The sequence below is a fragment of the Streptomyces sp. NPDC088746 genome (genome assembly GCF_044751065.1).
GTDB lineage: Bacteria > Actinomycetota > Actinomycetes > Streptomycetales > Streptomycetaceae > Streptomyces.
The window spans coordinates 595,923-621,723 of sequence record NZ_JBIVLA010000001.1 but is presented as its reverse complement, the minus strand read 5'-3'; the positions used below and the strand labels follow the sequence as shown (position 1 = coordinate 621,723).

Genomic DNA, 25,801 nt, shown 5'->3' with positions numbered 1-25,801 from the left:
CCTGGTGGGGCGGTGGATCGGACGGCGTCCCATCGTGCCGTACGCCCCCGGCGCGGGGAGCGGCGGGGGCGTACGGGTGGGGTGGGCCCGGGTCGGGGCCCCTGGCGGGGCTGCCGGTCAGGTCAGCAGCTCTGCCAGAGCCGGGTCATGACCCGGACGCCGAAGCGCAGGCCCTCCAGCGGGACGCGCTCGTCCACGCCGTGGAAGAGCCGGCCGTAGTCCAGGTCGTGCGGGAGCTTCAGCCCCTTGAAACCGAAGCAGCGGATGCCCAGGTGGGTGAAGGCCTTGGCGTCGGTGCCGCCGGGGTTGCAGTAGGGCACGGGGTGGCCGTCCGGGTCCTCCGCGCGGACCGCGTCACACATCGCCTCGACCAGCGGCCCGTCGAACGTCGTCTCCATCGCGATGTCGTGGTTGACCCACTCGCGGCTGACGGACGGCAGCAGCAGCCGGTCGATGGTGTCGATCAGCTCCTGCTCGTGGCCCGGCAGGAAGCGGCCGTCGACGCGGGCGGTCGCCTTCCCGGGGATCACATTGGTCTGGTAACCCGCGTCGAACATGGTGGGGTTGGCGCTGTTGCGCAGCACCACCTGCATGAAGTCCGCGACCGGCCCCAGCCGGGACAGGGTGCCCTCGACGTCGTCCTCGTCGAACTCCACATCGTAGAGGCGGGCGGCCTCCTCCAGCAGGGCGCGGACCGGTTCGATCAGGCGGATCGGGAAGGTCTCGCGGCCGATCCGGGTGAGGGACTCGGCGAGGTCGGTGACCGCGTTCTCGTCGTTGGGGGAGGAGCCGTGGCCGGCGCGGCCGGTGGCGGTGAGCTCCATCCAGGCCATGCCGCGCTGGGCGTTCTCGATCGGGTACAGCCGCCGGGTGTCGTCGATCGCGAAGGAGAATCCGCCCCCTTCGCCGATCGCCTCGGTGACCCCGGAGAAGAGCTCGGGGCGGTGCTCGACCAGCCAGTGCGCGCCGAACTTCCCGCCCGCCTCCTCGTCGGCGAGGAAGGCGAGGACCAGATCGCGGGCCGGCCGCGTGCCGGTCCGGGCGAAGTGCCGGGCCGTGGCCAGCAGGACCGCGACCGTGTCCTTCATGTCGATCGCGCCGCGCCCCCAGAGATAGCCGTCGCGGATCTCGCCGGAGAACGGCGGCACCTGCCACTCGGACGCGTCGGCGGGTACGACGTCGAGGTGGCCGTGCACCAGCAGGGCTCCCCGCGACGCGTCGGCGCCCGCGACGCGCGCGATGACGTTGGCCCGGCCGGGGGCCGACTCGACCAGCACGGACTCGATGCCCACCTCGGCGAGCCGGGCCACCACCCAGTCCGCCGCGGCGCTTTCGTCGCTGGTGGGGTTGGAGGTGTCGAAGCGGATCAGCTCGGCGCAGAGACCGACGACCTCCTCCTGGGCCTGCTCGGACGCGGGGACGATGCTCATGCTGCTCCTGTCGGGGTGGTGACGTGGGCGGCGGGTGCGGGGGTGTGCGCGTCGTCGTCCAGGGCGGAGGTGCCGTACGGCCTGACCCAGCCCAGCAGGCCGAGCACGCAGTACAGGAGGAAGGCGGTGGCCAGCGAGTTGAGCGCGGGGATGCCGCCGTCGTAGAACTTGCCGACGCAGAACGCGGTGAGCCAGATGGCCAGGGACATCGGCACCCAGGTGGGAGAGGTGCGCGGGAGGATCTCGGCCTCACGGGTCTCGTCCAACGGCCGCCGCATCCGCTTCACGACCCAGTACTCGGCGACGATGATGCCGCCGATGGGCGGGATCATCACGCCCAGCAGGGAGAGGAACTCCGTGAAGTGGGTCATGATGCCGACCGCGGAGAGGAGTGTGCCGGCGGCTCCGAGGGCGACGGTGACGACGCCTCGGTGCAGCCGCTTGCCGAAGACGACCTGGAAGAAGTTGACGACGCCGAGCGAGGAGCCGTACAGGTTCCAGTCGTTGATCTTGGCGGTGGACATCAGGACCACGATCACGCCGAACGCGCCCGAGGTGGAGAGCACGATGTGCGAGACCTCGCTGGACTTCACCAGGTGGCCGAGGAGCACACCGACCATGCCGACGATGTACTCGGAGAGGATCATGGAGGAGGCGCTCTGCACGAAGACGTGCGAGCCCTTCCTGTTGTAGCGGGTCATCTCGGGCGAGACGATGGCGCCGGTCATGTAGCCGCCGGCGATCGCGGTGGCGGCCACCGCCAACGGGATCGTCTCACCGGGCGGCGGCGAGCTCATCAGGTCGCCGAGCGAGTGGTCGTCGAGCGTGGTGATCACCGACCAGGCGACCATGCCGAAGAAGAGCGGGGTGACGATCTTCGCGAACAGGGCCATGTAACGGAAGCCGAAGATCACCAGGGCGGTGATGGCGATGCCCGCGACGACGCACCACATCCACGACGGGCCGCCGACGAGTGCCGAGACGCTGTCGCCGAAGATCGTGTTCTGGACGCCGAACCAGCCGACCAGGCTGACCGCGATGACGAAGCTGACCAGTGCCGAACCGTTTCTGCCGAAGCCCACCCAGCGGGTCAGCATCGGAGTCGCCAGGCCTTCGCGCATCCCGGCCATGCCGATCGCGAAGATGACGATCTCCAGGATCACCGCGCCGAGCGTGAAGGCGAGGAACGCGTCCCCGAAGGTCATGCCCACACCGATGGTGGCGCCGAGCGTGAACTGCGAGATCGACCCGGACTGGGCCAGCCACTGCAGGAGCATCGACCAGAAGCCGAAGCGCTTGTCGCGCGGCACCCGGGAGAGGGAGTAGTCGTCGCTGCCGATGGCCTTGGTCTCAGGGGCCGTGGCGGCGGACCGGCTGTCGGATGCCATCAGGACTCCTGGGGGGTGCGGCCGAAGGTCTGCAGGTGAGCGAGTGACCCGTAGCGGGTGACGAGGTTGTCGAACTCCACCGCGTCGTGGAAGTCCAGGGTTCCGGCGCCGAAGGCCTTGGCGACCTCGACGGCATACCGGGCGGCGGACGCGATGTCCGTCTCGTGACTCGCGCCCGTCTGACAGCCCGGCACCGCGGCGGCCGAGGTGACCGCCAGACCGACGACCGGAGCGGCGGTCGCGGTGGAGGGCTGCAGGATCGAATTGATGTGGTGTGCACCGTTACCGTACGGGGTGATGTCCTGGGTGGTCACGGGATACGTGACCAACGGCTCACCGGTCACCACGGCGAGCAGCTCCCCGAGCTGCTCGGACACCCGGAGCACCCAGCCCTCCTTGACCGTGGGTGAAAGGGCCAGACCCTTGTGGTTGATGATCCGGTTGCCCTTGGTGGTGTCGATGGAGAGCACGGCCTCCATCTCGCCGGTGACCTCGTGCCGGTTCATCGTGGCGATGTCCACCGGGGACCCCATGAACGGAACCGGGTCGTGCGGCTCGGTCGGAGCGTTCGGGCAGATGTGCGTGGCGACGATCACGTCACCGGGCAGCGCGTCGCCCCGTCGGCGCATGTCCAGCAGCTTGGCGGCCGTGGCGAGCGCCGAGGCCGCGCCGTCGGCGTCGGACACGAGCCCGGTCACCTCCGGCCGGGCGCCGACGCCGCCGAGCCGGCCGACGACCCCGAGGGTCCGGGCGCTGCCGCCCGAGGTGCGCCCGTGGGTGCCCGGGATGCGGACGAGTACGAAGTCCGTCGCCCCCCGGTCGCCGGTGACCGTCGTGACCTCGGCCGCCGAGCCCGTGGCCCCGGCGACGGAGTCGAGGTATCCGACGACGGACTTGCCGCTGACCTGCGGGTCGTCCAGCAGCTCGACGATGTCCAGTACGTACTTGAGCATGGGGGGCCTTTCTCCGGTGCGGGACACCCGCCCGGCGCTCCTACGGGGAAGCGCGGGGCGGGGTGCTGGAGCAACATTCGGGATCGGCTACCTTGGAACGCAATGCTTTCCCGTTATCTGCAATTCAGGTCTGAATGGTGAGATGCTGATGGCCGACTTCGATCCGGACCGCCGGACCCCCTCCGGGGCGCTGCAGACCGTCGACCGGGCGCTCCTGGTGCTGCTCGCCTTCGAGCGGACCCGGCCCGACTGGGGCGTCACCGAGGTCGCCGAGGAGTTCGGCTGGGACACCTCGGTCGCCCAGCGCCTGCTGGCCACGCTCGCGGGCCGAGGCTTCCTGGTGTCCGACCCGGTCACCCGCCGCTACCGCATCGGCCCCGCCGTGCTGCGGCTCGGCCGGCTCTGGGAGCGCTCGGGGTCACTGGAGCTGCTGGCAGGCCCGGTCCTGGAGGAGCTCCGCCGGACCACCGGCGACACCGTCCTGTTCTGCCTCCCGGACAACTTCCACATGCGGTGCGTGGCCGCCGAGGAGGGCGAGGCCGGGCCGCTGCGCTACTACCCGCTGGTCGGTGAGCTCTACCCGGCGCACGCCGGGGCCACCAGTAAGTCCTTCTACGCCTACCTGCCGGACGACCAGCGCCACCGGCTCTTCCGGGGCCGCCCCATGGCGCGCTTCACCGACCGGACCGTCACCGACCCGGATCTGCTGGAGAAGGAGTTCATGAAGGTCCGCGCCCAGGGGTACGCGTGGACCGTGGGCGAGTACGACACCGGCATCGCCACCGTCGCCGTACCGGTGTTCCTGCGCCGCGAGCCCTACGGCAGCCTCAGCCTCGGCGGAGGCGAGGACCGCTTCCGGGGTGCCCCCGAGGACCGGCTCGAAGCCCTGCGCCACGCCGCCCACCTGCTGGAGCAGCGGCTCACGCACCCGCCCCAGCGGCCGAAGTCCCGCGCGGGACGGCCCCGTACCGCCTGAGCCCTGTCCGACCGCCGATCCCGCCCCCTACGCACGAGGAACACCCGTGAATCTGCTGCTGCTCTCCAACTCCACCCAGTACGGCCGCGGTTATCTGGAACACGCCCTGGACACCGTCACGGCGTTCCTTCCGGCGAACGCGCGACTGGCCTTCGTGCCCTACGCGCTGGCCGACCACGACGCGTACACCGCGCGCGTCCGCGCCGCTCTGGAGCCGTCCGGGATCGGCGTGCGCGGCGTCCACGAGGGCGCCGACCCGCTCGCCGAACTCGCCGCCGCGGACGCCGTGTTCATCGGCGGAGGCAACTCCTTCCGGCTCCTCGACGCCCTGTACCGCACCGGCCTGCGCGAGGCGGTGCGGGACGCCGCGCGGGACGGACTGCCCTACATGGGCGCCAGCGCGGGCACCAACATGGCCGCGCCCACCCTCCGGACCTCCAACGACATGCCCATCGTGCAGCCGCCGTCCTTCGACGCGCTGGGCCTGGTCCCGTTCCAGATCAACCCGCACTACCTGGACCCGGACCCGGACAGCACCCACAAGGGCGAGACCCGCGAGGAGCGGCTCACCGAATTCCTCGAGGAGAACGACGTCCCCGTGCTCGGGCTGCGCGAGGGCTCCTGGCTCCGCGTCCAGGAGGGGACGGCGACGGTCCAGGGCGCGCGGCCCGCCCGGCTGTTCACGCGTGGTGTCCGGCCGCAGGAGCTCGCGGCCGGAACCGACGTGTCCCGGCTGCTGGCTACGGAGCCGAGGTTCGACGCCCCGGCGCGCTGACCGGTGCCGCCACGGGGGCGGGCTCGGCCGCGGACTCGGGCGCGGCGAGCGCGTCGCCCGCGCTGCTGGCCAGCAGCACCGGGTGCGCCTTCCGCTGCGCCGGCAGGAACGCCGCCAGCACGAGGCCGATCAGCACCGCCCCCGTGGCGATCATGAACGAGGTCCGGAAGCCCTCCATGGTGGGGACGTCCACCGCGCCCATCCGCACCGAGGTGTTCGCCAGCACCATGCCGATCACCGCACTCGACAGCGAGGTGCCGATCGACCGCATCAGTGTGTTCAGGCCGTTGGCCGCACCCGTCTCCGACGCGTCGACCGCGCCGATGATCAGGGCGGGCAGCGAGGAGTACGCGAGCCCGATCCCCGCGCCGAGCACGACCGCGATGACCACCGTCTGCCAGGCGGCGCTCATCAGGCCGAGCCCCGCCCCGTAACCGACGGCGATGACCAGCATGCCGAGGATCAGTGTGGTCTTGGGCCCGCGGCGGGCGGAGAGCCGTGCGTACAGCGGGGCGACGAACATCATGGTCAGACCCAGCGGCGCCACGCACAGCCCCGCCACCACCATGGACTGCCCCAGGCCGTACCCCGTCGACGCGGGCAGCTGGAGCAGCTGCGGCAGGACCAGGGAGACGGCGTAGAAGGCGACCCCGACCATGATCGAGACGAGGTTGGTGAGCAGCACCTCGCGGCGGGCGCTGGTGCGGAGATCGACCAGCGGTGCCGGGGAGCGCAGCTCGAACAGGCCCCACAGCACCAGGATCACCAGGGACGCGGCGATCAGGCCGAGTGTCAGGGGAGAGGTCCAGCCCCAGTCGCCGCCCTTGGTCACGGGCAGCAGCAGGCAGACCAGGCCGAGGGAGAGGCCCAGGGCTCCGACGACGTCGAAGCGCCCCGGCGCGCGCAGCGGCGGCTCCGGCACGACGAGGACGGTCAGGGTCATGGCCAGCACCCCGAGGCCGGCCGAAGCGAGGAACAGCGCGTGCCAGTCGGCGTGCTGGGCGACGATCGCGGCGGCGGGCAGCGCGAGTCCGCCGCCGACGCCTATGGACGAGCTCATCAGGGCCATCGCCGAGCCGAGCTTCTCGCGCGGCAGCACGTCGCGCATGATGCCGATCCCCAGCGGGATGGCGCCCATGGCGAAGCCCTGGAGCGCCCGGCCGACGATCATGATCACGAGGCTGTCGGTGGACGCGCAGATGAGCGAGCCCACCACCATCACGGCGAGGCTGGCCAGCAGCATCCGCCGTTTGCCGTTCAGATCGCCGAGCCGCCCCATGATCGGGGTCGCGACGGCCCCGGCGAGCAGGGTGGCCGTCATCACCCAGGTCGCGTTCGCCGGATCGGTGCCGAGCAGGGACGGCAGGTCCTTGATGACGGGGACGAGCAGGGTCTGCATCACCGCGACCGTGATCCCCGTGAACGCGAGAACGGGTACGACGCCGCCCCCCTTGACCCTGCGCGGGTCGGGGAGCGCCCCGGCTTGCTGTCCGTTCGTCGTCCGTTGCATACGTGTGGCCTCCGGGCAGGGGAAGAAGCAGAAGATCGAGCTAAATGGAGCATGCGGCAGCGCGCCGACGGGCAGCGCCGACCGCCAAGTGTGTGCATGTTGAACGCTTCCTTGTGCCTGCGATATTCCGGTGAACGCCGCGTTAAAACGGGGAAGTCGGCGCAGGACCTACGCCAGGAGGCGGAGAGGTGATGAGACCGAAGGGGGCCCGGAAACCGATGTACGGGGCACGAGACGCCTGCGAGTATGACACCCATGGTTGACGTCACCCCGCCCGCACGATCGAGAACCCGTACCTGGGCCGTGGTCGCGGCCGCCTGCACCGGGCAGTTCCTGGTCGTCCTCGACGTGTCCGTCGTCAATGTGGCACTGCCGTCCATGCGCACCGACCTCGGCCTCAGCGCACCGGGACTCCAGTGGGTCGTCAACGCCTACTCGATCGCCTTCGCCGGCTTCATGCTGCTCGGGGGCCGGGCCGCGGACATATACGGCCGCAAGAGGATGTTCCTGACCGGGCTCGCCCTCTTCACCGCGGCCTCCCTGGCCGGCGGGCTCGCGCAGGAGGGCTGGCAGCTCCTCGCCGCCCGCGCCGGGCAGGGACTCGGCGCCGCCGTGCTGTCCCCGGCGACCCTCACGATCCTCACCGCCGCCGTCCCCGAGGGCCCCGCGCGGTCCAGGGCGATCGGCACCTGGATGGCCGTCGGCGCGGGCGGCGGAGCGGCCGGGGGACTGATCGGCGGGGTGCTCACCGATCTCCTCTCCTGGCGGTGGGTGCTGCTCATCAACGTGCCGGTCGGCGTCCTCGTCATCGCCGGCGCGGCGGTGTGGCTGGCCGAGGGCAGGGCGGGCGACCGCCGCCGCGTCGACCTGCTCGGCGCGGTGCTCGTCACGGCGGGCCTGGCGACGACGGCGTACGGCATCGTGCAGACCGAGGCCGCAGGCTGGACCGCCGCCGCGACCCTGGTGCCCCTCCTGGGCGGCCTGGCGCTGCTCGGCGTCTTCGTCCTGGTGGAGGCCAGGACGGCCGCACCGCTGATGCCGCTGCGGGTGCTCGCGGTGCGCGCCGTCTCGGCGGCGAACGTGTCGATGCTGCTGCTGGGGTCGGCGACGTTCGGCATGTGGTACTTCATGACCGTCTACGCCCAGAACGTGCTGGGCTACACGCCGCTGGAGGCCGGATTCGCGCTCGTACCGAGCTCCGCCGCCGTCTTCATCGGCGCGAAGGCCGCGCCCGCGCTCATGGCGCGGGCCGGTGCCAAGTCCCTGGCCGTGGCCGGAACCCTGATCGCCGCCGCGGGCTTCGGCTGGCAGTCCACCATGGGCGTGCACGGCTCCTACCTCACCGCGGTCTGCCTCCCCGGCGTCCTGATGATGGCCGGCGCCGGACTGGCCTCCACCCCGCTGGCCACGCTCGCCACCTCCGGTGCGGCCCCCGGCGACGCCGGACTCGTCTCCGGGCTGGTCAACACCTCCCGCACCATGGGCGGCGCGCTGGGCCTCGCCGTGCTCTCCACGGTCGCGGCGGCCCGTACGGCGGGTTCGACGGGGACGGCGGAGATCACGGCCGGATACGCGCTGGCCTTCCGCACGTCCGCCGTGGTGCTGGTGTGCGGGGCGGCGATGATGCTGCTCTGGCTGCCGGGCCGCCGGGACCGGCGCACCGGCGGAAGCCCGGGCACGAGGGCCGGGAGCCGCCCGGGGAAGGAGTCCACGCCGGCGGCGCTGCACTCCCCGGAGGCTTAAGGGCTGTCCCGTAATCCCTGGCGGGCGCACGACGACAGCTACGGCACCTCGCTGCGTTGTCGGAACGCCCGAATACATCCAGTATGCGAACGTTCCTCCGCCTTGCGATGCACCGCATCTGACGCCGTGCGCTGATCCACCAGGGATTACGGGACAGCCCTTAGCTAGAGCCAGCCCTCCCGGCGCGCCGCGCGCATCGCCTCCATGCGGTTGCGGGTGCCGGTCTTGCCGATCGCCGAGGAGAGGTAGTTCCGGACCGTGGACTCCGACAGGCTCAGCTTCGCGGCGATGTCGGCGACCGTCGCCCCGTCCACCGAGGCGTTCAGAGCGTCCCGTTCCCGTGGGGTCAGCGGGCTCGGGCCCGCGCCCAGCGCTGCGGCGGCCAGCGCCGGATCGATGACGGTCTCGCCGCCCAGCACCTGCCGGATCGCCTTCGCCAGCTCCCCGACGGGGCCGTCCTTGACCAGGAAGCCGGAGGCTCCGGCCTCCATGGCACGCCGCAGATAGCCCGGCCTGCCGAACGTCGTCAGGATCAGCACCCGGCAGTCCGGCACCTCCGTACGCAGATCGGCGGCCGCGTCCAGGCCGCTGCGGCCCGGGAGCTCGATGTCCAGCAACGCCACGTCCGGGCGTGACAGGAGCGCCTCGTCCACGATCCTGTCCCCGGCGGCCACCTGGGCCACCACCTCGAAGTCCGGCTCCATCCCGAGCAGCAGCGCGAGCGCGCTGCGCATCATGCCCTGGTCCTCGGCGAGCAGGATGCGTACCGACCCCGTGGGGCGGTGGTCCTGCGGCATCTCGTTCACGGGCTCAGAGTAGGCCGCCGGGACACCGCCGGAGGCCCGACGCCACCACCTCGCCGGGTGGCGCGCCCTTCAGCCGCAGTCCCGCTCCCCGGGGCCGTCCAATGCCTCGGCCGGCAGTTCCGCCGTCACGACGAAGCCGCCGTCCGGGCCCGGGCCCGACTTCAGGGAGCCGCCCGCGGCGGTCAGCCGTTCGGCCAGTCCTTTCAGACCCGTACCGTCCGCCCGGTCCGTGGGCTGCCCGGCGCTGGCGCCGGCGCCGTCGTCCGTCACCGTCAGCCGGACCCGTTCGGATGTGGAGTCGAGGACGAACTCGCAGCGGGTCGCGCCACTGTGGCGTACGGCGTTGGTGACGGCCTCCCGCGCCACCCAGCCCAGCAGCGCGTCGGTCCGCGCGGCCGGTGGCGGCCCCGAGCGGTGGACGGCCTGCTCGATCCCGGCGGCGGCCAGCACCGGACCGGCCCGGTCCAGCTCGGTGGCCAGGCTGCCCTGGCGGTAGCCCGTCACCGCCTCACGGATCTCGGTGAGGGCCTGGCGGCCCACGGACTCGATGTCGGAGACCTGGCCGAGCGCGGCGTCGATGTCGTGCGGCGCGAGCCTGCGGGCCGCCTCGGACTTGACGACGACCACCGACAGGGTGTGGCCGAGCAGATCGTGCAGGTCGCGCGAGAAGCGCAGCCGCTCCTGCTCGACGGCGCTCCGGGCCAGCTCCTGACGGGTCGCGCGCAGCTCCGTCACCGTCTCGGACAGGGTGAGGATCGCGGCAGTCACACCCCCGGAGATGAGGGTGCCGTAGCCGATCGTCCAGGGCTCCGACACGTGGTCGCCGCGCCACACGGCCACCGCGCACGCACACCCGGCCAGCACGATCAGGCAGATGCCCAGCCGCCGGCCGCGCAGGATCGTCCCGCAGGCCAGTGCGAACAACGGGAAGAACAGCAGCCAGTTGCCGCCGTACGCGATCGCGAGACCGAACGTGAGGGCACCCATCGCCGCCAGCAGCGCGTAGGACGTGACGCTCTCCCGCCTCCTCCTGTCGAACCCCCGGAACACCACCGAGATGTAGAGGGAGTTGAAGGCCAGCAGCCCGAGACCGCCGACCCAGGGGTTCGACGTCTCGCCCTGGAGGAGGTTGGAGAACGCGCCGAGCCCCATCAGCAGTGTGGGCAGCAGGGCGTACGGTCCGGGCGGGCCGGGCCGTCCGATCCGCTTCTTCGTCTTCCTGGACACGGTCACTCCACTCACACGGTCCTCGCCGACCGACGGTAGGACATCACGGCGTAACCGCCGAACAGCATCAGCCACCCGCCCAGTACGGCCACGGACCCGGCCCCCGGGGCGTGCCCGGCGATCGTCGACCAGCCCAGGTCGGCGAACCCGTGCGCGGGGGTGAACCCGCCGACGGCGCGCAGCCATCCGGGGAACACGCCGAGCGGGAACCACAGCCCGCCGACGAGCGCGAAGCCCATCAGGCAGGCCACGTTGACCACACCGGTGCCCTGCGGGGTGAGCCGGTAGCCGTTGCCGATGCCGAGCAGGGTGAACGGCAGCGCGCCGATCCACAGCAGCAGCACCAGCGCACCCCACTGCCAAACCGCCAGACGCACCCCGTTGACGAGCGCCCCGGCCAGCAGCACGGTCAGGACGGTCGGCAGGACCGTCACCGAACCGCTGATCGCGCGGCCCGTCACCGCGCGCCACGGGTCCAGCGGTGTGATCCTCAACTGCTGCAACCAGCCGAGGGACTTGTCCGACGCGATGCCCGTGCCGATCGCCATGGCGGAGCCGAGCGCCCCGTACGCCGCCATGCCGACCATCGACGCGGCCTTCCAGCCGTCGTAGGTGCCGCTCCCGCCGAGATTGGTGAAGAGCAGATACATCATCACCGGCATGCCCGTCCCGAAGATCAGGAACGTGGGGTCACGCAGGGTCCGCCGGATCTCGAGTGCGATGTAGGGGAACATCACGCGGCCTCCTTCACCTGGTCGGCCGTCGGGGCGGTGAGCGAGAGGAACGCGTCCTCCAGGGTGGCCCTGCCGACCTGGAGACCGCGCACCGCGCCGATCCTCGCCAGTTCGACGACCGTCGCGTCCGAGTCGTCCGTACGCAGCAGCGCCCGGCCCCCGCGCACCTCGACACCCAGGACGCCGGGGAACGACTCGAATCCCGTGGCCGAGCGGCCCGCCAGGTCGACGGAGACCAGACCGCCGCCCGCCGACCGCTTGATCACCTCGCCGCTGCCGTCCGCGACGACCCGGCCCTTGTGCAGGACCACGATCCGGTCGGCGTTCCCGTCGGCCTCCTCCAGATGGTGCGTGGAGAACAGGACGGTGTTACCGCGTTCGGCGAAGGACCGGATCGACGCCCAGAACGCGCGCCTCGCCTCCACGTCCAGAGCCGATGTCGGCTCGTCCAGCACGACCAGTTCGGGACCGCCGGCCAGCGCGACGGCGAACCGGACGCGCTGGATCTGACCCCCGGACAGCTTGTCCACGCGCCGGCCCGCGTACTCCGTCACTCCCGCGAGAGCCAGAGCGTCGGCCACGGGCAACGGGCGCGGGTAGAGGGACGCGACGAAGTGGACCAGCTCACCCACCGTCACCCGGGGGATCGGACGGCCGTCCTGGAGCATCGCCCCGGCCAGCCCGGCACGGACCGCCCGGCCTGGGGTGCGGCCGAAGAGGCGCACCGTGCCCGAGTCGGGCTCGTTCAGGCCGAGCAGCAGACTGATGGCCGTGGACTTCCCCGCGCCGTTGCGGCCCAGCAGGGCGACGGTCTCGCCACGCCCGACCGTGAGATCCATGCCGTCGACCGCCCGGACGGTGCTCCCCGCCCGGCCGAACGTCTTGACCGCCGCGGTGAACACCACCGCAGGTCCGTTCCCCTTGGTCCCCGTTGTCCGTGTCATGACGAGGACGCTACGGACCGGGGCGCCCCGGCGGCAGGGGCGTGTGTACGGACTCCGCGATGACAAATGTCCTGGGTGCGCGCGGTGTCGGGAGCGGGACGCGACCGCCGTGATGCCGGGAGCCGCCGCAGCCGGGTGGCTGCGACGGCTCCCGCCTGCTGTACGGAGCGGTTCAGGCCGCCGCGCTGCCCCTCCCTTCGGAGGGACGGCGGTGACGGCCGTGCGGCTGCGCGGTCACGCTCTCCGCAGACGCGCCTCCTCGGTGCTTTCCGTAGCCGCCGGCTTCGGCCCGTTCCGCGTCCGCCTGGGGCGGACGCGTCGTGTCGGTTCGGGCTTCAGACATGTGGGAAGTCTCCCCGTCGCAATCGCTTACGTGTGTGCAGCCCGCCGCCCCCCGGCACGGTCACCGTCGGCTTCCGCGCGGAACGGCTGCGCAGCCCGGGGCCGAGTTTATCCAGGTGCCGTACGCCCGGTGAGAGGCGCCTGCCCCAGGGGAACGGGCGTGCACACCCCGCGGGCCGGGGTGGCGTCGGACGTGTTCGTTCCGCACGTGGCGGCCGGGCGAGGCTCGTCCGCGGGAGCCTCCAGCAGCGCCACGGCACAGGGGGCGCCCTCCTGCGAGTACGGGAGGTGCAGCACCCCCTCCCGGGTCCAGAAGCCCGATCCGGCCAGCCATCCGCCGGGCGGCGCGAACTGGTGCAGCCGGCGCCCCGCCGGGCGCCACAGCCCCACCCAGCTGCCCGCCGCCCCGTCGATCCGCAGAGCCACCGCACAGCTCTCCGGCATCAGCATCTGGCCGGGCTGCACGGCGAACGGCGTCAGCGTCCCGTCCGGTGGGCGCAGGCACTCCGGGAAACGCATGGGGAGGCAGCTGCCGAGCACGCCCCAGCCGAGCCGGTCGTGGCCCGGCGCGTCCGACCGGACCAGCAGCAGGCCGCTGTCCGCGTCGGCCATCAGCAGCCGGTCGTCGCTCTCCGGCGCGATCTGCAGCAGCGGGGTCACTTCCCCGCCGCGCTCCAGGTCCACGACGACCGTCTTCACCGGGCCGCCGCCCGGCATCTGCCGGTCCAGGGCCAGCAGCCGGCCCTCGCGGTCGAGCCAGACGCCGCCCGAACAGCCTCCCGGGACATCGGCGACACGCTCGGGACCGAACGCGCCGCCCGCCACCAGCCAGACCTCGGTGGAGCGTTCACCGGGGAGCAGGGCGTAGGCGCTCATGCCGTCCGGGGACGGGGGGAGCAGCGTGAGCTCCGGGCAGTCGAGGGCGCCCAGCGAGACCTCGCCCGTGCCGGGCCCGGTCGGGTAGAGGAGGGAGAACGTGTGCGTGCCGGGTTCCACCTCCCGCCGGATCAGGACCCGCCCGTCCGAGAGCGGCAGTACGTCGGAGGAGGCGTCCTCCGGCTGGTCCAGGGGGAGGGGCACGGCGTAGGGCTCCGGGCCGTCGAGCGTCCAGCGCTCGGGGTACCAGCCCGGCCCTTCGGCATCCCCGGCCGGGGTCAGCCGCGCCGCGTACGCGTGATCGGCGGCGAGGGTGAGCGTGGGCGGCACGAGGCGCGACGGCGTCCGGGGGCGGGACGTTTCGGCATGGTCCACACGGGGTGTGGCTTGCGCGGGTGGTGCCGACGGGGCGGGGGGAGCGGGCGGCTCGGACGGGACCGGCGGTGCGGAGGGAACTGGCGGTACGGAAGCGTCGCGTGGGCCCGTACCGGCGGAGGGAGCCGCCCCGCCGGAAGCGCCGCGCGGGCCCGTACCGGCGGAGGCGATCGTGCCGTGCGGCCCGGATCCGGCGGGTGCCGCGGTCCCTTCGGGGCCGGTCCGCGCCCCGCCCGGGTCGGCGTCGTCGTCCGGCGTGCCCGCTCCGGCCGGATCCGCGCCCTCGTCCGGGGCGTCCGCGCCGAGTGGTTCCACGGGCTCGTCCGGCCCGTCGGGCTCCGCGGCCTCGGGTGTGGGGCCGGCCGCCGCGGTGGTCCTCGCGGCTCCGGCGGTCTCGTCCTCGATGGCACAGGCAGTCATGGTCCGGTCACCTCCGGCAACCGAAGCTAGGTTTCGCACTCCCCACCGGACAACACGAGCCACGCCACTTCACACATAAGGGTGCCGATGGCCCCGTTCGCCTGCGGAGCCGGGGGCGGCTGTGCTGCCGGTTCCGTGCGGGCTAAGGTGAGCCTTTCCTAAGAATTTCCTGTGTATGTCCCGAACTGGAGCAGAACATGTCCTTCAGGCGCCGCGGCACCGCCGCGATCGGTCTCGCGGTGGCGGCCGCCCTCTCCCTCTCGGCGTGCGGCGGCGACGACACGGCCGGCGGGGCGGCGGGCGGCGACACGGGCACGGACAAGAAGGCGGCCGTCGCCACGGGCGGCAAGGACTTCGCCGACGCCGCGAAGAAGACGGCGGCGTACGGGACCGACGCCGAAGCCGGCGAGTTCCCCCGTACGCTCACCCACGCCATGGGCAGCACGAAGCTCGAAGCCGCGCCGAAGCGCGTGGTCGTGCTGGACGTCGGCGAGTTCGACAACGTCGTCTCGCTCGGTGTGAAGCCCGTCGGCTACGCCCCGTCCGAGGGCGACGACGCCATCCCGTCGTACCTGAAGAAGGAGGCGGGGAACCCGGCGAGCGTCGGGACGATCAACAGCCTCAATCTTGAGGCGATCGCGGGTCTGAAGCCGGACCTGATCCTCGGCAGCCAGCTGCGCGCGGCCGACAAGTACGACGAGCTCTCGAAGATCGCGCCGACCGTCTTCTCCATCCGCCCGGGATTCACCTGGAAGGAGAACTACCTCCTGAACGCCGCCGCGCTCGACAGGACCGCGAAGGCGGAGTCCGAGCTCGCGGCCTACGAGGCCAAGGCGAAGAAGCTCGGCGCGGACATCGGCCCGGACAAGCCGACCGTCTCCATGGTCCGCTACATGCCGGACAAGATCCGGCTCTACGCCAAGGCCTCCTTCATCGGCACGATCCTTCAGGACGTGGGCCTGCCGCGGCCGAAGAACCAGCAGATCGACGACCTCGCCGCGGAGATCAGCGCCGAGAACATGGACCAGGCGGACGCCGACTGGATCTTCACCGGCGTCTACGGTGACGCGAAGGCCACCGAGCGCGACACCGCCCGCGCCAACCCGCTGTGGAAGAACCTCGCCGCGGTGAAGGCCGGCCAGGCCAAGGACGTCTCCGACGAGACCTGGTACCTGGGCCTCGGAGTCACCTCCGCGAACCTGGTCCTCGACGACCTCCGCGCCGACCTCGTCAAGTAACGGCGAACGGCCTCGTCGAGTGACGGCGAACGGCCTCGTCGAGTAATGGCGAACGGCCGTCGAGTGACGGTGCACGGCCTCGCCCTGTAACGATTCGCCCCTGGCCGCCGGTCCCGCTGCCCGGGCCCCGGCGGCCAGGGGCGCCGGGCCACGGCGGACAGGTAGCCTTTCCTACGTGCCCCGTCTGTCTGAAGTCATCGCCGAGCTCGACGCCCTCTGGCCTCCCGAGCGGGCCGAAGGATGGGACGCCGTCGGCACGGTCTGCGGTGATCCCGGAGCGGAGATCGACCGGGTCCTCTTCGCCGTCGACCCCGTCGAGCAGATCGCCGACGAGGCCCGCACCCTCGGCGCCCAGCTGATCGTCACCCACCACCCGCTCTATCTGCGCGGTACGACGACGGTCGCGGCCTCCACCTTCAAGGGCCGGGTCGTGCACGGGCTCATCAAGCACGACATCGCCCTGCACGTCGCGCACACCAACGCCGACACCGCCGACCCCGGGGTCTCCGACGCCCTCGCGGGCGCCCTGGACCTGCGGGTCACCGGCCCTCTCGTGCCGGACCCCACCGACCCCGACGGGCGCCGCGGGCTCGGCCGGATCTGCGAGCTCGACCACCCCGAGACCCTCCGCGACTTCGCCGCCCGCGCGGCCGCCCGGCTGCCCGCCACGGCGCAGGGCGTCCGGCTGGCCGGCGACCCCGACGCACCCGTGCGCCGGGTCGCGGTGAGCGGCGGCTCCGGCGACAGCCTCTTCGACGCCGTACGCGCAGCCGGTGTGGACGCCTTCCTCACCGCGGACCTGCGCCACCACCCGGCCTCCGAGGCCGTCCAGCACTCGCCGCTCGGCCTCGTCGACGCCGCCCACTGGGCCACCGAATGGCCCTGGTGCGAACAGGCCGCCGCGCAGCTCGACGCAATTTCCGACCGCCACGGATGGGACCTGCGGGTCCATGTCTCGAAGCAGGTCACCGACCCCTGGACCACCCACCACTCTTCTGGAGCCCCCAACTGAACGCCGCGCCCGCCGACCAGATCCGACTCCTCGAAGTCCAGGCACTCGACGTACGTCTGTCGCAGCTCTCCCACAAGCGCACCTCGCTGCCCGAGCACGCCGAGCTCGAGTCGCTCAACAGCGACCTCGCGCAGCTCCGCGACCTGCTCGTCGCCTCGCAGACCGAGGAGAGCGACACCACCCGCGAGCAGGCCAAGGCGGAGCAGGACGTCGACCAGGTGCGTCAGCGCGCCGTCCGCGACCAGCAGCGGCTCGACTCCGGCGCGGTCTCCTCGCCGAAGGACCTGGAGAGCCTCCAGCGTGAGATCACCTCGCTGGCCAAGCGCCAGGGCGACCTGGAGGACGTCGTCCTCGAGATCATGGAGCGCCGCGAGTCCGCCCAGGAGCGCGTCGCCGAACTGACCGAGCGCGTGAGCGCGGTGCAGGCCAAGGCCGACGACGCGACCGCCCGCCGGGACGCGGCCTCCCAGGAGCTCGACGCCGAGGCCGCCACCGTGGCCAAGGACCGCGAGGTCGTCGCGGGTGCCGTCCCCGCCGACCTGCTCAAGCTGTACGACAAGCTGCGCGCCCAGCAGGGCGGTGTCGGCGCCGCACGGCTCTACCAGCGCCGCTGCGAGGGCTGCCGCCTGGAGCTGAACATCACCGAGGTCAACGACGTGAAGGCCGCGTCCCCCGACACAGTGCTGCGCTGCGAGAACTGCCACCGCATCCTCGTCCGCACCTCGGAGTCGGGCCTGTAATGTCCGCTCCCCGCCAGCTGGTCGTCGAGGCCGACGGTGGCTCCCGGGGTAACCCGGGACCCGCGGGTTACGGCGCTGTCGTCGTCGACCCGGCCGACGGCCGGACCCTCGCCGAGAAGGCCGAGTACATCGGCGTCGCGACGAACAACGTCGCCGAGTACAAGGGCCTGATCGCCGGCCTGAAGGCGGTGAAGGAGCTCTTCCCGGACACGGACGTGCAGGTCCGTGTCCGGATGGACTCCAAGCTGGTGGTCGAGCAGATGTCGGGCCGCTGGAAGATCAAGCACCCCGGCATGAAGCCGCTCGCCGCCGAGGCCGGACGTGTCCTGCCCGCCTCCTCGGTCACGTACGAGTGGATCCCCCGCGCGGAGAACAAGCACGCCGACCGGCTCGCCAACGAGGCGATGGACGCGGGCAAGCGGGGCGAGCAGTGGGACCCGGCGGCCTCGACGGCCGACGTGGAGACGGTGCGCACACTGGTCGTCCCGGATCCGCCGCCCCGGTCGGGACCGCCCGGCGACGCGGCGGCGGGGGCGGCGAGGGTCCGCGCCGCCATGGCGGCCGCCCGCCCCTCGGAGGCGGCTCCGCAGAGCGCGTCCGCGACCCCGCAGGTGGGCTGGGGGAGCGTACCCGACCTGGGCGCGCCCGCCACCTTCATCCTGCTCCGCCACGGCGAGACGGCCCTCACCCCGGAGAAGCGGTTCTCGGGGAGCGGCGGCAGCGACCCGGAGCTCTCGGAGACCGGCCGCCACCAGGCCGCGTGCGCGGCGGAGGCGTTCGCCGCACGCGGCACCGTCCAGGAGGTCGTGAGCTCCCCGCTGCGGCGCTGCCGTGAGACGGCGGAGGCCGTGGCGGCCGGGCTCGGCCTTCAGGTCCGTATCGAGGAAGGCCTGCGCGAGACGGACTTCGGGGTCTGGGAGGGGCTCACCTTCGGCGAGGTGCGGGAGCGTCACGGCTCCGACCTCACCGCCTGGCTGGCGTCCCCCGACGCGGCGCCCACGGGCGGCGGCGAGAGCTTCGCCGAGGTGGCGGAGCGGGTGTCCGTGACGCGCGACCGGCTGATCGCCCGTTACGCGGGCCGCACGGTGCTGCTGGTCACGCACGTCACCCCGATCAAGACCCTGGTCCGGCTCGCACTGGGCGCCCCGCCCGAGTCGCTGTTCCGCATGGAGCTCTCGCCCGCGTCCGTCTCGACGGTGGCGTACTACGCGGATGGGAACCCGTCGCTGAGGCTCCTCAACGACACCTCGCACCTGCGGTAGTACGGTTCAGCGGCCGCCGAGCGCCGACGCCTCGGCGGCCAGACGCTCCACGCGCGCCCAGTCCTTCGCCGCCACCGCGTCGCCGGGCACCATCCAGCTGCCGCCCACGCAGCCCACGTTGGGCAGTGCCAGGTAGGACGGCGCGGAGGCGAGCGAGACGCCGCCCGTCGGGCAGAACCGGGCCTGGGGGAGCGGGGACGCCAGCGCCTTCAGATAGGCGGTGCCGCCCGCGGCCTCGGCGGGGAAGAACTTCATCTCCGTGACGCCGCGCTCCAGCAGCGCGACGACCTCGGACGTCGTCGAGACGCCCGGCAGGAACGGCACACCCGACGCCTTCATCGCGTCCAGCAGGGCGTCCGTCCAGCCGGGGCTGACCAGGAAGCGCGCTCCGGCCGCGACGGTCTCGGTCACGTGCGCCGGGGAGATCACCGTGCCGGCGCCGACCACGGCGTCGGGGACCTCCGCGGCGATCGCCCGGATCGAGTCGAGTGCGGCGGCCGTCCGCAGCGTGACCTCGATCGCGGGCAGCCCGCCCGCCACGAGCGCGCGCGCCAGCGGCACCGCGTCGGCCGCGTCCTCCAGCACGACGACGGGGACGACGGGGGCGAGGTCCAGGACGGAGGTGGACACGGCGGCGGGCGCGGAGGAGGTCATGGTGGCCATCCTGCCGCGAGAACCGCACACTGCGCAACGCGCGTTGCGCATGCTGCAACGCGCCGCTGTGTGCCGGGCGTGGATCAGTGGATCTCGGTGACCACCACATCGAGCGCCCACGGCCGCCCCGCGCGCTCCGGGGCCCGCGCCTCCACCACGTATCCGAGGTCGCGCAGCACCTCCACCAGCTCTGCCGGGCCCTTCGGGGCGGCCCCGGCCAGCAGCAGATCCCGGACCATCCGGCCCTTGGTCGCCTTGTTGAAGTGGCTGACCACGGACCGCTTCTCCACCCCGTCCACCAGCTGGGACTGGAGCACCCGCACACTCGCCGTGCGCTCGGCGACCTCGCCCGAGGGCTTCCACGCCGTGGCGTACGCGGACGAGCGCAGGTCCAGGACCAGCCCTTCCCCGGCCGCCTCCGGCATGACCGACGCCATCGGGGCGCGCCAGTGGGCGTTCAGGGCTCCCAGGCCCGGCAGCTTCACCCCCATCGAGCAGCGGTACGAGGGGATCCGGTCGCCCACCCGCACCGCGCCCCACAGTCCGGAGAACACCAGCAGCGACTTCCCGGCACGCCGCTTGGCCGCCGCGTCCAGCGAGGCCAGGCCGAGGGCGTCGTACAGCACCCCGGTGTAGATCTCCCCGGCGGGCCGCGTCCCGGCCGTGCGCAGCTCCGCGTTCTTCGCGATCTCGCCGCGCAGCCCCTCGCTCAGGCCCAGCACCTCACGGGCCTTCTCCTCGTCCGCCATCGACAGCTCGACCAGCTCGTCGAGGACCGCGGCCCGGGCGTCGGCGAGGCCGGGCAGGGACAGGGACTCCGGCTTCAGCGGTGCCCCGCGCCCCGAAGCGGCCTTACCTTCGGAGGGCGGCAACAGCACGAGCACGGGGTTCTCCTTCACACGCGGCACAGGGCTCCGCGGCGCGTGGGAGCCCCCGGCAAGGGTACGGTCCGGCCCGCCCGCAGCCCGCCCCGGAGACCGGGATGCCGACCCCACCGCCCCGGCCTACGCTCGATGGCATGCCCCGCCGCCACCTCCACATGACCGGCGCAGACGGCACCCCGCTGCGGGCGGCCCTGCGTGCCCTGCGCACCGAGCTCGGCCTGCCCGACGGCTTCCCGCCCGCCGTCCTCGCCGAGGCGGGGGAGGCGGCGAAGTCCCCGGATCTCTCCGGCCACCAGGACGCCACGGACCTGCCGTTCTTCACGATCGACCCGCCGGCCTCCACCGACCTCGACCAGGCGATGCATCTGGAGCGGCGCCCGCGCGGCTTCCGCGTGCACTACGCCATCGCCGACGTCGCCGCCTTCGTCCGGCCCGGCGGAGCGCTGGACACCGAGGCCCACCAGCGGGTGACCACCCTGTACTTCCCGGACGGCAAGGTCCCCCTGCACCCCCCGGTGCTCTCCGAGGGAGCCGCCAGCCTCCTCCCCGGCGAGACCCGCCCCGCCGCACTCTGGCGGATCGACCTCGACACCGAGGGTCGTACGGTCGCCACCGACGTGCGCCGAGCCCTCGTACGCAGCCGCGCGAAGCTCGACTACGCGGGCGTCCAGCGGCAGATCGACGCGGGAACGGCCGAGGAGCCCCTCGCCCTGCTCAAGGACATCGGCCTGCTCCGCGAACAGCAGGAGATCGCCCGGGGCGGCATCTCCCTCGACGTGCCCGAGCAGGAGATCATCGAACGCGACGGCGGCTACGACCTCGACTACCGCGTGCCCGTGCCCGCCGACGGCTGGAACGCCCAGATCTCCCTGCTCACCGGCATGGCGGCCGCCAGGCTCATGCGGGACTCGGGCACCGGCATCCTCCGTACGCTGCCGGTCGCCCCCGACGGCGCCGTCGCCCGGCTCAGGCGCTCCGCCGAAGCCCTGCACATCGACTGGCCGCACCATGTCCCGTACGCCGAAGTGGTGCGCTCCCTCGACCCCGCGAACGGCAGCCACGCGGCGTTCCTCCAGGAGTGCACCACGCTCCTGCGCGGCGCCGGCTACTCCGTCTTCGAACACGGAGACCTCCCCACCCCCGCCGTGCACGCCGCCGTCGCCGAGCTCTACACGCACTGCACCGCGCCGCTGCGCCGCCTCGTCGACCGTTACGCCGCCGAGCTGTGCCTCGCCGCGGCCGCCGGGCGGCAGCCGCCGGAATGGGTGCTCCAGGCGCTGCCCGGACTGCCGAAGGAGATGGCCGAGGGCACCCGCCGCGCGAACACCGTGGAGCGCGAGTGCGTCGACCTCGTCGAGGCGGCGCTGCTCGCGGACAAGGTCGGCGAGGTCTTCGACGGCTACGTGATCGATGTCAAGGACAACGGACCGGCCGTCGGCACCGTCCACATCGAGGACCCGGCGATCGTCGCCCGGATCGAGTCCGCAGCCCCTCTCCCCCTCGGCGAACGGCTGCGGGTCCGCCTCGTCCAGGCCGGCCCCGGCTCGTCGAAGGTGCTGTTCGCGCCCGAGTGAGGGCGGCTTGTCCGCATCTCGTACGATCACGTCCTCGGCTGCGGACTGCGTAGCGACTCCGTACCAGGGAAGGTCTCCTGCGTGACTGACCTCGCCACCGCCCGCGCGGCCGGCAGACCCCGGCAGATCATCGCCGCCGCACGCGTCCTGCTGGAGGCGGAGGGCCCCGAAGCGCTCACCATGCGCCGGCTGGCGGACCGGGTGGGCGTCAAGGCGCCGTCCCTGTACAAGCACTTCCCGGACAAGTCCTCCGTGGTCGCGGCGCTGGCCACCGAGATGCTCCGGGAGACCGCCGGGGTCCTGGCGGCAGCCGAGGCGGCGGCCCCGGGCTCCTTCTCCGCGCTCGCCACCGCCTACCGCACCTACGCCCTGGCCCATCCGCACCTCTACCTCCTCACGATGGGCCGCACCCTCCCCGCCACGGGGGCGGCGGACGCGGCGGCGGCCCCGCTGTTCCGTGCCGCCGGGGGCGACGAGGACCGCGCCCGCGCGGCCTGGGCCTTCGCCCACGGGATGGTGGTCCTGGAGCTCAACGGCCGCTTCCCCCCGGGCGCCGACCTCTCGGCGGCCTGGGAGGCCGGCATCGCGGCCTTCACCGCCGGCCCCGCCGGGTAGCATGGTCACCACGGCAGACGAGCCGGGCGGACGGCCGCGTGAGGATCCCAGGATCCTCCCGAGGAACGTCCGGGCTCCACAGGGCAGGGTGATGGCTAACGGCCACCCGGGGTGACCCGCGGGACAGTGCCACAGAAAACAGACCGCCGGGGACCTCGGTCCCCGGTAAGGGTGAAACGGTGGTGTAAGAGACCACCAGCGCCTGAGGCGACTCAGGCGGCTAGGTAAACCCCACCCGGAGCAAGGTCAAGAGGGAGCACCCCGGTGCTCCTGCGCGAACGTCCGAGGGCTGCCCGCCCGAGTTCGCGGGTAGACCGCACGAGACCGGCAGCAATGCCGGTCCTAGATGGATGGCCGTCTCCCCGGCCGCCGCGAGGCGACCGGGCGACAGAACCCGGCGTACAGCCCGACTCGTCTGCCGCCACCAGCGGTTCCGCCCCTGACCGGCATGGACGGAACGGCCCCCTCGCTGTCCGCGAAGGGGCTCACTCCCGGGCAGTTCTCCACCGACGAACAGCGCCTTTGCCGGGCCCGTCCGATTACCGGCGGGCCGTACCGGCGGCGATGTGCAGCCGTGCGTCGGCCCAGTCCGCATGGTCCGAGTCGTTACCGTCGCCGCCGTCCGTCACACGCAGGGTCAGCCGCTGCACGCCGGTGACGTCGATGTCGAAGGTATGGGCGGCGTCATCCGGGCCCATGACCTCGCTCGTGCCCAGCACCTTCCCGTCGCCGATGACTTCGAAGACCACGGACCCCTTGTCCGGCTTCTCCTCGTCGATGCCGCCGTCGGCGCTGAAACGGTCGTAGGCACCGCCCAGGTCGACCGTCACCTGGGAGGACGCGTGCGCGCCGAGCCCCTTGTCGTAGGTCCGGCCGCCGATACGCAGCGGGCCCCCGTCGCCCTCGGCCGACTCGCCGTTGGACGTGTCCCGCTCGACCGGGCCCCAGCCGTTGCTCTCATCCGAGAAGGGGAGATCGCTGACGTAGTCGATGCCGGGGGGTGACACGAAGACACGGGCCTGCCTCCGCAGGCTCAGTTTCGGCGCCGTCGCGCCCGCGGCCGGGTCCCGATAGGTGACGGTGACCGGAATCTCCGTCCAGCCGTAGGCGGGCTGCTCCGGCACGGTGATCCGCCAGTCCGCGGTCAGCGGCTGACCGGTGGCCAGCTCGGCCGCGGTCGCCCCCTGCCCCTCGACGGTCCAGCCCTCCGGGGCCTGCGCGCTGAGCGTGACGTCGGTGACCGGACCGAACTCGTCGATGGCGAAGCTGCCGTCGAGCCCCACCTCCGCGCCCGGGTCCGCCGCGGTCTGCTGCGGGTCCACGGTCAGCGTGCCCGAGGGGACGTGGCGTACGGGCTCGTCGCAACCGGACCGGCCCGGCACGGCACGGCAGACGATCGCGGCGAACCCACCGTTCTCGGCAGCCGGCACCTTCAGGGTGTCGTGGCGGGTGAGCAGTCGGCTCTCCCGGACCAGACCGTCCGAGCCGTCGCGGACCACGTCGACGCGCCACTTCCCGCCGCCCAGGAAGTCCAGCGGCACCTGGTGGGTACGAGCCGCACCCGCGGCCATCTCACCCAGGAACCATCGGGCGCCACTGCGTCGTGCGAAGCCGGCGCTCCGGCCGGGCGCGCTGCCCTTCAGCAGCTCCGTCTCGTCCCAGACCGTCGGTACCTGCTCCAGGAATCGGGTCAGTTCGGGACGGGCCCGGTACTCCGCGATGCTGCCCGCGAAGTTCTGCAGACCTGATTCGAATATGACGGACAGAGCCAGTTCCGCCGCATCGGATGTGTTGCGCTGACCGAACTGGAAACCCATCGGGGTGAAGTCCATCGACCCGACGACGTTACGGGTGAACGGCAGCGTCGCGATGTTGTCGGCCCGGACGTCGCCCTGCTCGGCGCCGTGCACCGCCTCCATCGACAACACCTGTGGCCAGGTGCGCTGGATGCCGTTCGGGATCGTGGAGCCGTGGAAGTTGACGACGAGTTCACGCTCGGCCGTGGCTTCGAGTATGTCGTCGTACCACTGGAAGCGCTCACGGGTGTCGGAGTCCATGAAGTCGATCTTGAGGCCGGCGGCGCCCCACCTCTTGACCTTGTCCAGCTGCGCGTCACGCTCGGCGGCGGTGTCGAGGTCCGTCCAGTGCATCCACAGCAGGATCTTCACTCCGCGCTGTTTCGCGTAGTCCATGAGCTGCGGCATCCAGTCCGTGGTCTTCCAGCCGTCGTCGACGAGGGCGTACTGCCACCCGTGCGCCGCGGCGTGGTCCACGAACTTCTCCTGCGTCTCCAGGCTGCGCTGGGCCGCGCCGAACCCGGCCAGCCATGACCAGGCGACCTTCCCGGGTTCGATCCAGGAGGTGTCGCGGATCCGGGACGGCGGCGCCAGGTCGTCGATGAGGGTGGACTCGGCGACGGTCGCGAGATCGCCGATGACGGCGGTGCGCCACGGGGTGGTGAGCGGCCCGTCCGCGTGGACCTCCTCGTCGGCCAGCGCCACCTCGTAGCGTCCGGTGCCCTGTTCGTGCACCAGACGGCTCCCGGAGTACCGGCCGTCGAGGTCCGACTCGGCGAGTACGACGTTCTGGTCACCCACCTGGAAGAGCGCCGGGTAGCCGTACTCGCCGCTCTCCGCGGAGGCCGCGGTGGTCCGGTCGTAGGGCTGCTCGTGAGGGGCGGCGTAGTGGCTGAGCCAGGCCGGCGACGAGGCCGGGGGCTGGAAGGCGGAGGCCTCGTGCTCGATGGTCACGCCGTCCCTGCCCGGCAGGACATAGCGGTACGCCACGCCGTCGGCGCCGGCCCGGACCACCAGATCGAGGCGTGCACCGTCCTTCCCCTCGAAGGCGAACCGCGACTCGTTCATGTGGACGGACCGCCGGAGCTGCTTGCCGACGGTCGTCGTGTACTTCTCGTCGACCGTCCGGCTGTCACGGTGCAGCAGGCGCAGCCCCGAGGTCAGATCCGCCTGATCGGTGACCACACCGACGGGTGCGGGTTCGAGGACCGTCCGTCCGTTCCGCCGGACGGAGAAGTCCAGCGAACCCTCGGCCCGGTCGAGGGTGACGACTGCGGTCGGCCCGCCGCGCTGCACGGTCCATGACGTGGCCGCAGGACCGGAATGAGGTCCGACAACGTTGTCAGACAATGCGCTCGCCGGGCCGGCCGAACTCAGAGCCAGTGCGGCGCTGACCGTGGCCGAGATCAGCGCCATGGGGCCGGCACGTAGGTTTCGCCGTCTCATCCAGTCCTCCGTATCGGAACCGACCAACTACCAACAGCACCGGACGACTTCGCACAGTGCTGGTGCCTGCTTACCGGTCGG

Annotated in this window: 21 protein-coding genes and 1 other RNA gene; 10 read left to right on the top strand and 12 right to left on the bottom strand. The window is 72.4% G+C overall.

All coding sequences use genetic code 11. The features are described from left to right. Positions 1–122 precede the first annotated feature (122 nt). From ACIP63_RS02850 to ACIP63_RS02840, 3 genes are read right to left on the bottom strand one after another with little or no spacing between them, the layout of a single operon-like run. The gene (locus ACIP63_RS02850) at positions 123–1,430 is read right to left on the bottom strand and encodes a M20/M25/M40 family metallo-hydrolase (protein WP_401510777.1); all 1,308 of its coding nucleotides are present in this window, start codon (positions 1,428–1,430) and stop codon (positions 123–125) included. Then, positions 1,427–2,818 carry a cytosine permease gene (locus ACIP63_RS02845; RefSeq protein ID WP_401510776.1) on the bottom strand — a complete coding sequence of 464 codons (1,392 nt, stop codon included), beginning with the start codon at positions 2,816–2,818 and terminating at the stop codon, positions 1,427–1,429. Before ACIP63_RS02845 ends, ACIP63_RS02850 begins: the two co-directional genes overlap by 4 nt. Then, positions 2,818–3,771, bottom strand: coding sequence for a DUF1177 domain-containing protein (locus tag ACIP63_RS02840; RefSeq protein WP_401510774.1), 954 nt, complete (start codon positions 3,769–3,771; stop codon positions 2,818–2,820). Before ACIP63_RS02840 ends, ACIP63_RS02845 begins: the two co-directional genes overlap by 1 nt. Before the next feature lie 148 nt (positions 3,772–3,919). On the opposite strand from ACIP63_RS02840, the gene ACIP63_RS02835 reads away from it, so the two are divergent. Next, positions 3,920–4,747 carry an IclR family transcriptional regulator gene (locus ACIP63_RS02835; RefSeq protein WP_401510772.1) on the top strand — a complete coding sequence of 276 codons (828 nt, stop codon included), beginning with the start codon at positions 3,920–3,922 and terminating at the stop codon, positions 4,745–4,747. 46 nt (positions 4,748–4,793) lie between these two features. Beyond that, positions 4,794–5,522 carry a dipeptidase PepE gene (gene pepE / locus ACIP63_RS02830; RefSeq protein WP_401510770.1) on the top strand — a complete coding sequence of 243 codons (729 nt, stop codon included), beginning with the start codon at positions 4,794–4,796 and terminating at the stop codon, positions 5,520–5,522. Here the strand turns inward: pepE and ACIP63_RS02825 are convergent. Continuing rightward, complete coding sequence (locus ACIP63_RS02825) at positions 5,488–7,032, bottom strand: MFS transporter (protein WP_401510769.1); 1,545 nt, start codon at positions 7,030–7,032, stop codon at positions 5,488–5,490. The two genes, pepE and ACIP63_RS02825, sit on opposite strands and share 35 nt — an antisense overlap. Positions 7,033–7,278: 246 nt before the next feature. On the opposite strand from ACIP63_RS02825, the gene ACIP63_RS02820 reads away from it, so the two are divergent. Next, positions 7,279–8,775 carry an MFS transporter gene (locus ACIP63_RS02820; RefSeq protein WP_401510768.1) on the top strand — a complete coding sequence of 499 codons (1,497 nt, stop codon included), beginning with the start codon at positions 7,279–7,281 and terminating at the stop codon, positions 8,773–8,775. 164 nt (positions 8,776–8,939) lie between these two features. On the opposite strand, the gene ACIP63_RS02815 is transcribed toward ACIP63_RS02820, so the two are convergent. The 5 genes from ACIP63_RS02815 to ACIP63_RS02795 all read right to left on the bottom strand — a co-directional run bounded on the left by ACIP63_RS02815 (position 8,940) and on the right by ACIP63_RS02795 (position 14,499). Further along, positions 8,940–9,572, bottom strand: coding sequence for a response regulator (locus tag ACIP63_RS02815; RefSeq protein WP_401512246.1), 633 nt, complete (start codon positions 9,570–9,572; stop codon positions 8,940–8,942). A gap of 78 nt (positions 9,573–9,650) precedes the next feature. Continuing rightward, positions 9,651–10,814 carry a histidine kinase gene (locus tag ACIP63_RS02810; RefSeq protein ID WP_401512244.1) on the bottom strand — a complete coding sequence of 388 codons (1,164 nt, stop codon included), beginning with the start codon at positions 10,812–10,814 and terminating at the stop codon, positions 9,651–9,653. A 5-nt stretch (positions 10,815–10,819) separates the two neighbouring features. Continuing rightward, positions 10,820–11,542 (bottom strand): ABC transporter permease, encoded by a 723-nt coding sequence (locus ACIP63_RS02805; RefSeq protein ID WP_401510766.1) that lies wholly within the window; start codon positions 11,540–11,542, stop codon positions 10,820–10,822. Continuing rightward, positions 11,542–12,447, bottom strand: coding sequence for an ABC transporter ATP-binding protein (locus ACIP63_RS02800; RefSeq protein WP_401512242.1), 906 nt, complete (start codon positions 12,445–12,447; stop codon positions 11,542–11,544). Before ACIP63_RS02800 ends, ACIP63_RS02805 begins: the two co-directional genes overlap by 1 nt. A 489-nt stretch (positions 12,448–12,936) precedes the next feature. Beyond that, positions 12,937–14,499 (bottom strand): hypothetical protein, encoded by a 1,563-nt coding sequence (locus tag ACIP63_RS02795; protein WP_401510764.1) that lies wholly within the window; start codon positions 14,497–14,499, stop codon positions 12,937–12,939. A 197-nt stretch (positions 14,500–14,696) separates the two neighbouring features. Here ACIP63_RS02795 and ACIP63_RS02790 point away from each other — a divergent pair, with 197 nt between their 5' ends. From ACIP63_RS02790 to ACIP63_RS02775, 4 genes are all read left to right on the top strand, one after another. Beyond that, entirely contained in the window at positions 14,697–15,737 is a 1,041-nt protein-coding gene (locus ACIP63_RS02790) for an ABC transporter substrate-binding protein (RefSeq protein ID WP_401510762.1), read from the top strand. Positions 15,738–15,912: 175 nt separating this feature from the next. Continuing rightward, positions 15,913–16,749 carry a Nif3-like dinuclear metal center hexameric protein gene (locus ACIP63_RS02785; protein ID WP_401510761.1) on the top strand — a complete coding sequence of 279 codons (837 nt, stop codon included), beginning with the start codon at positions 15,913–15,915 and terminating at the stop codon, positions 16,747–16,749. Continuing rightward, on the top strand, positions 16,746–17,489 hold the full coding sequence (locus ACIP63_RS02780; protein ID WP_401512241.1) for a zinc ribbon domain-containing protein: 744 nt from the start codon (positions 16,746–16,748) through the stop codon (positions 17,487–17,489). The genes ACIP63_RS02785 and ACIP63_RS02780 overlap by 4 nt, the downstream gene beginning before the upstream one ends. Continuing rightward, the gene (locus ACIP63_RS02775) at positions 17,489–18,751 is read left to right on the top strand and encodes a bifunctional RNase H/acid phosphatase (RefSeq protein ID WP_401510759.1); all 1,263 of its coding nucleotides are present in this window, start codon (positions 17,489–17,491) and stop codon (positions 18,749–18,751) included. The genes ACIP63_RS02780 and ACIP63_RS02775 overlap by 1 nt, the downstream gene beginning before the upstream one ends. A gap of 6 nt (positions 18,752–18,757) precedes the next feature. Here the strand turns inward: ACIP63_RS02775 and eda are convergent, their stop codons facing one another. Both eda and yaaA read right to left on the bottom strand, forming a co-directional pair. Further along, positions 18,758–19,405 (bottom strand): bifunctional 4-hydroxy-2-oxoglutarate aldolase/2-dehydro-3-deoxy-phosphogluconate aldolase, encoded by a 648-nt coding sequence (eda, locus tag ACIP63_RS02770; RefSeq protein WP_401510757.1) that lies wholly within the window; start codon positions 19,403–19,405, stop codon positions 18,758–18,760. Between the two features lie 83 nt (positions 19,406–19,488). Continuing rightward, positions 19,489–20,289, bottom strand: a complete 801-nt coding sequence (gene yaaA, locus ACIP63_RS02765) for a peroxide stress protein YaaA (RefSeq protein ID WP_401510755.1) — start codon at positions 20,287–20,289, stop codon at positions 19,489–19,491. Positions 20,290–20,423: 134 nt separating this feature from the next. Between yaaA and ACIP63_RS02760 the strand changes: the two genes are divergently transcribed. The 3 genes from ACIP63_RS02760 (at position 20,424) to rnpB (ending at position 22,896) form a co-directional block, all read left to right on the top strand. Further along, positions 20,424–21,863, top strand: coding sequence for an RNB domain-containing ribonuclease (locus tag ACIP63_RS02760; protein WP_401510753.1), 1,440 nt, complete (start codon positions 20,424–20,426; stop codon positions 21,861–21,863). Positions 21,864–21,944: 81 nt separating this feature from the next. Next, the gene (locus tag ACIP63_RS02755) at positions 21,945–22,478 is read left to right on the top strand and encodes a TetR/AcrR family transcriptional regulator (protein WP_401510752.1); all 534 of its coding nucleotides are present in this window, start codon (positions 21,945–21,947) and stop codon (positions 22,476–22,478) included. Between the two features lie 18 nt (positions 22,479–22,496). After that, positions 22,497–22,896, top strand: an RNA gene (rnpB, locus tag ACIP63_RS02750) — RNase P RNA component class A. 121 nt (positions 22,897–23,017) lie between these two features. Here rnpB and ACIP63_RS02745 read toward each other — a convergent pair. Further along, entirely contained in the window at positions 23,018–25,570 is a 2,553-nt protein-coding gene (locus ACIP63_RS02745) for a glycoside hydrolase family 97 catalytic domain-containing protein (protein ID WP_401510750.1), read from the bottom strand. Between the last annotated feature and the right edge of the window lie 231 nt (positions 25,571–25,801).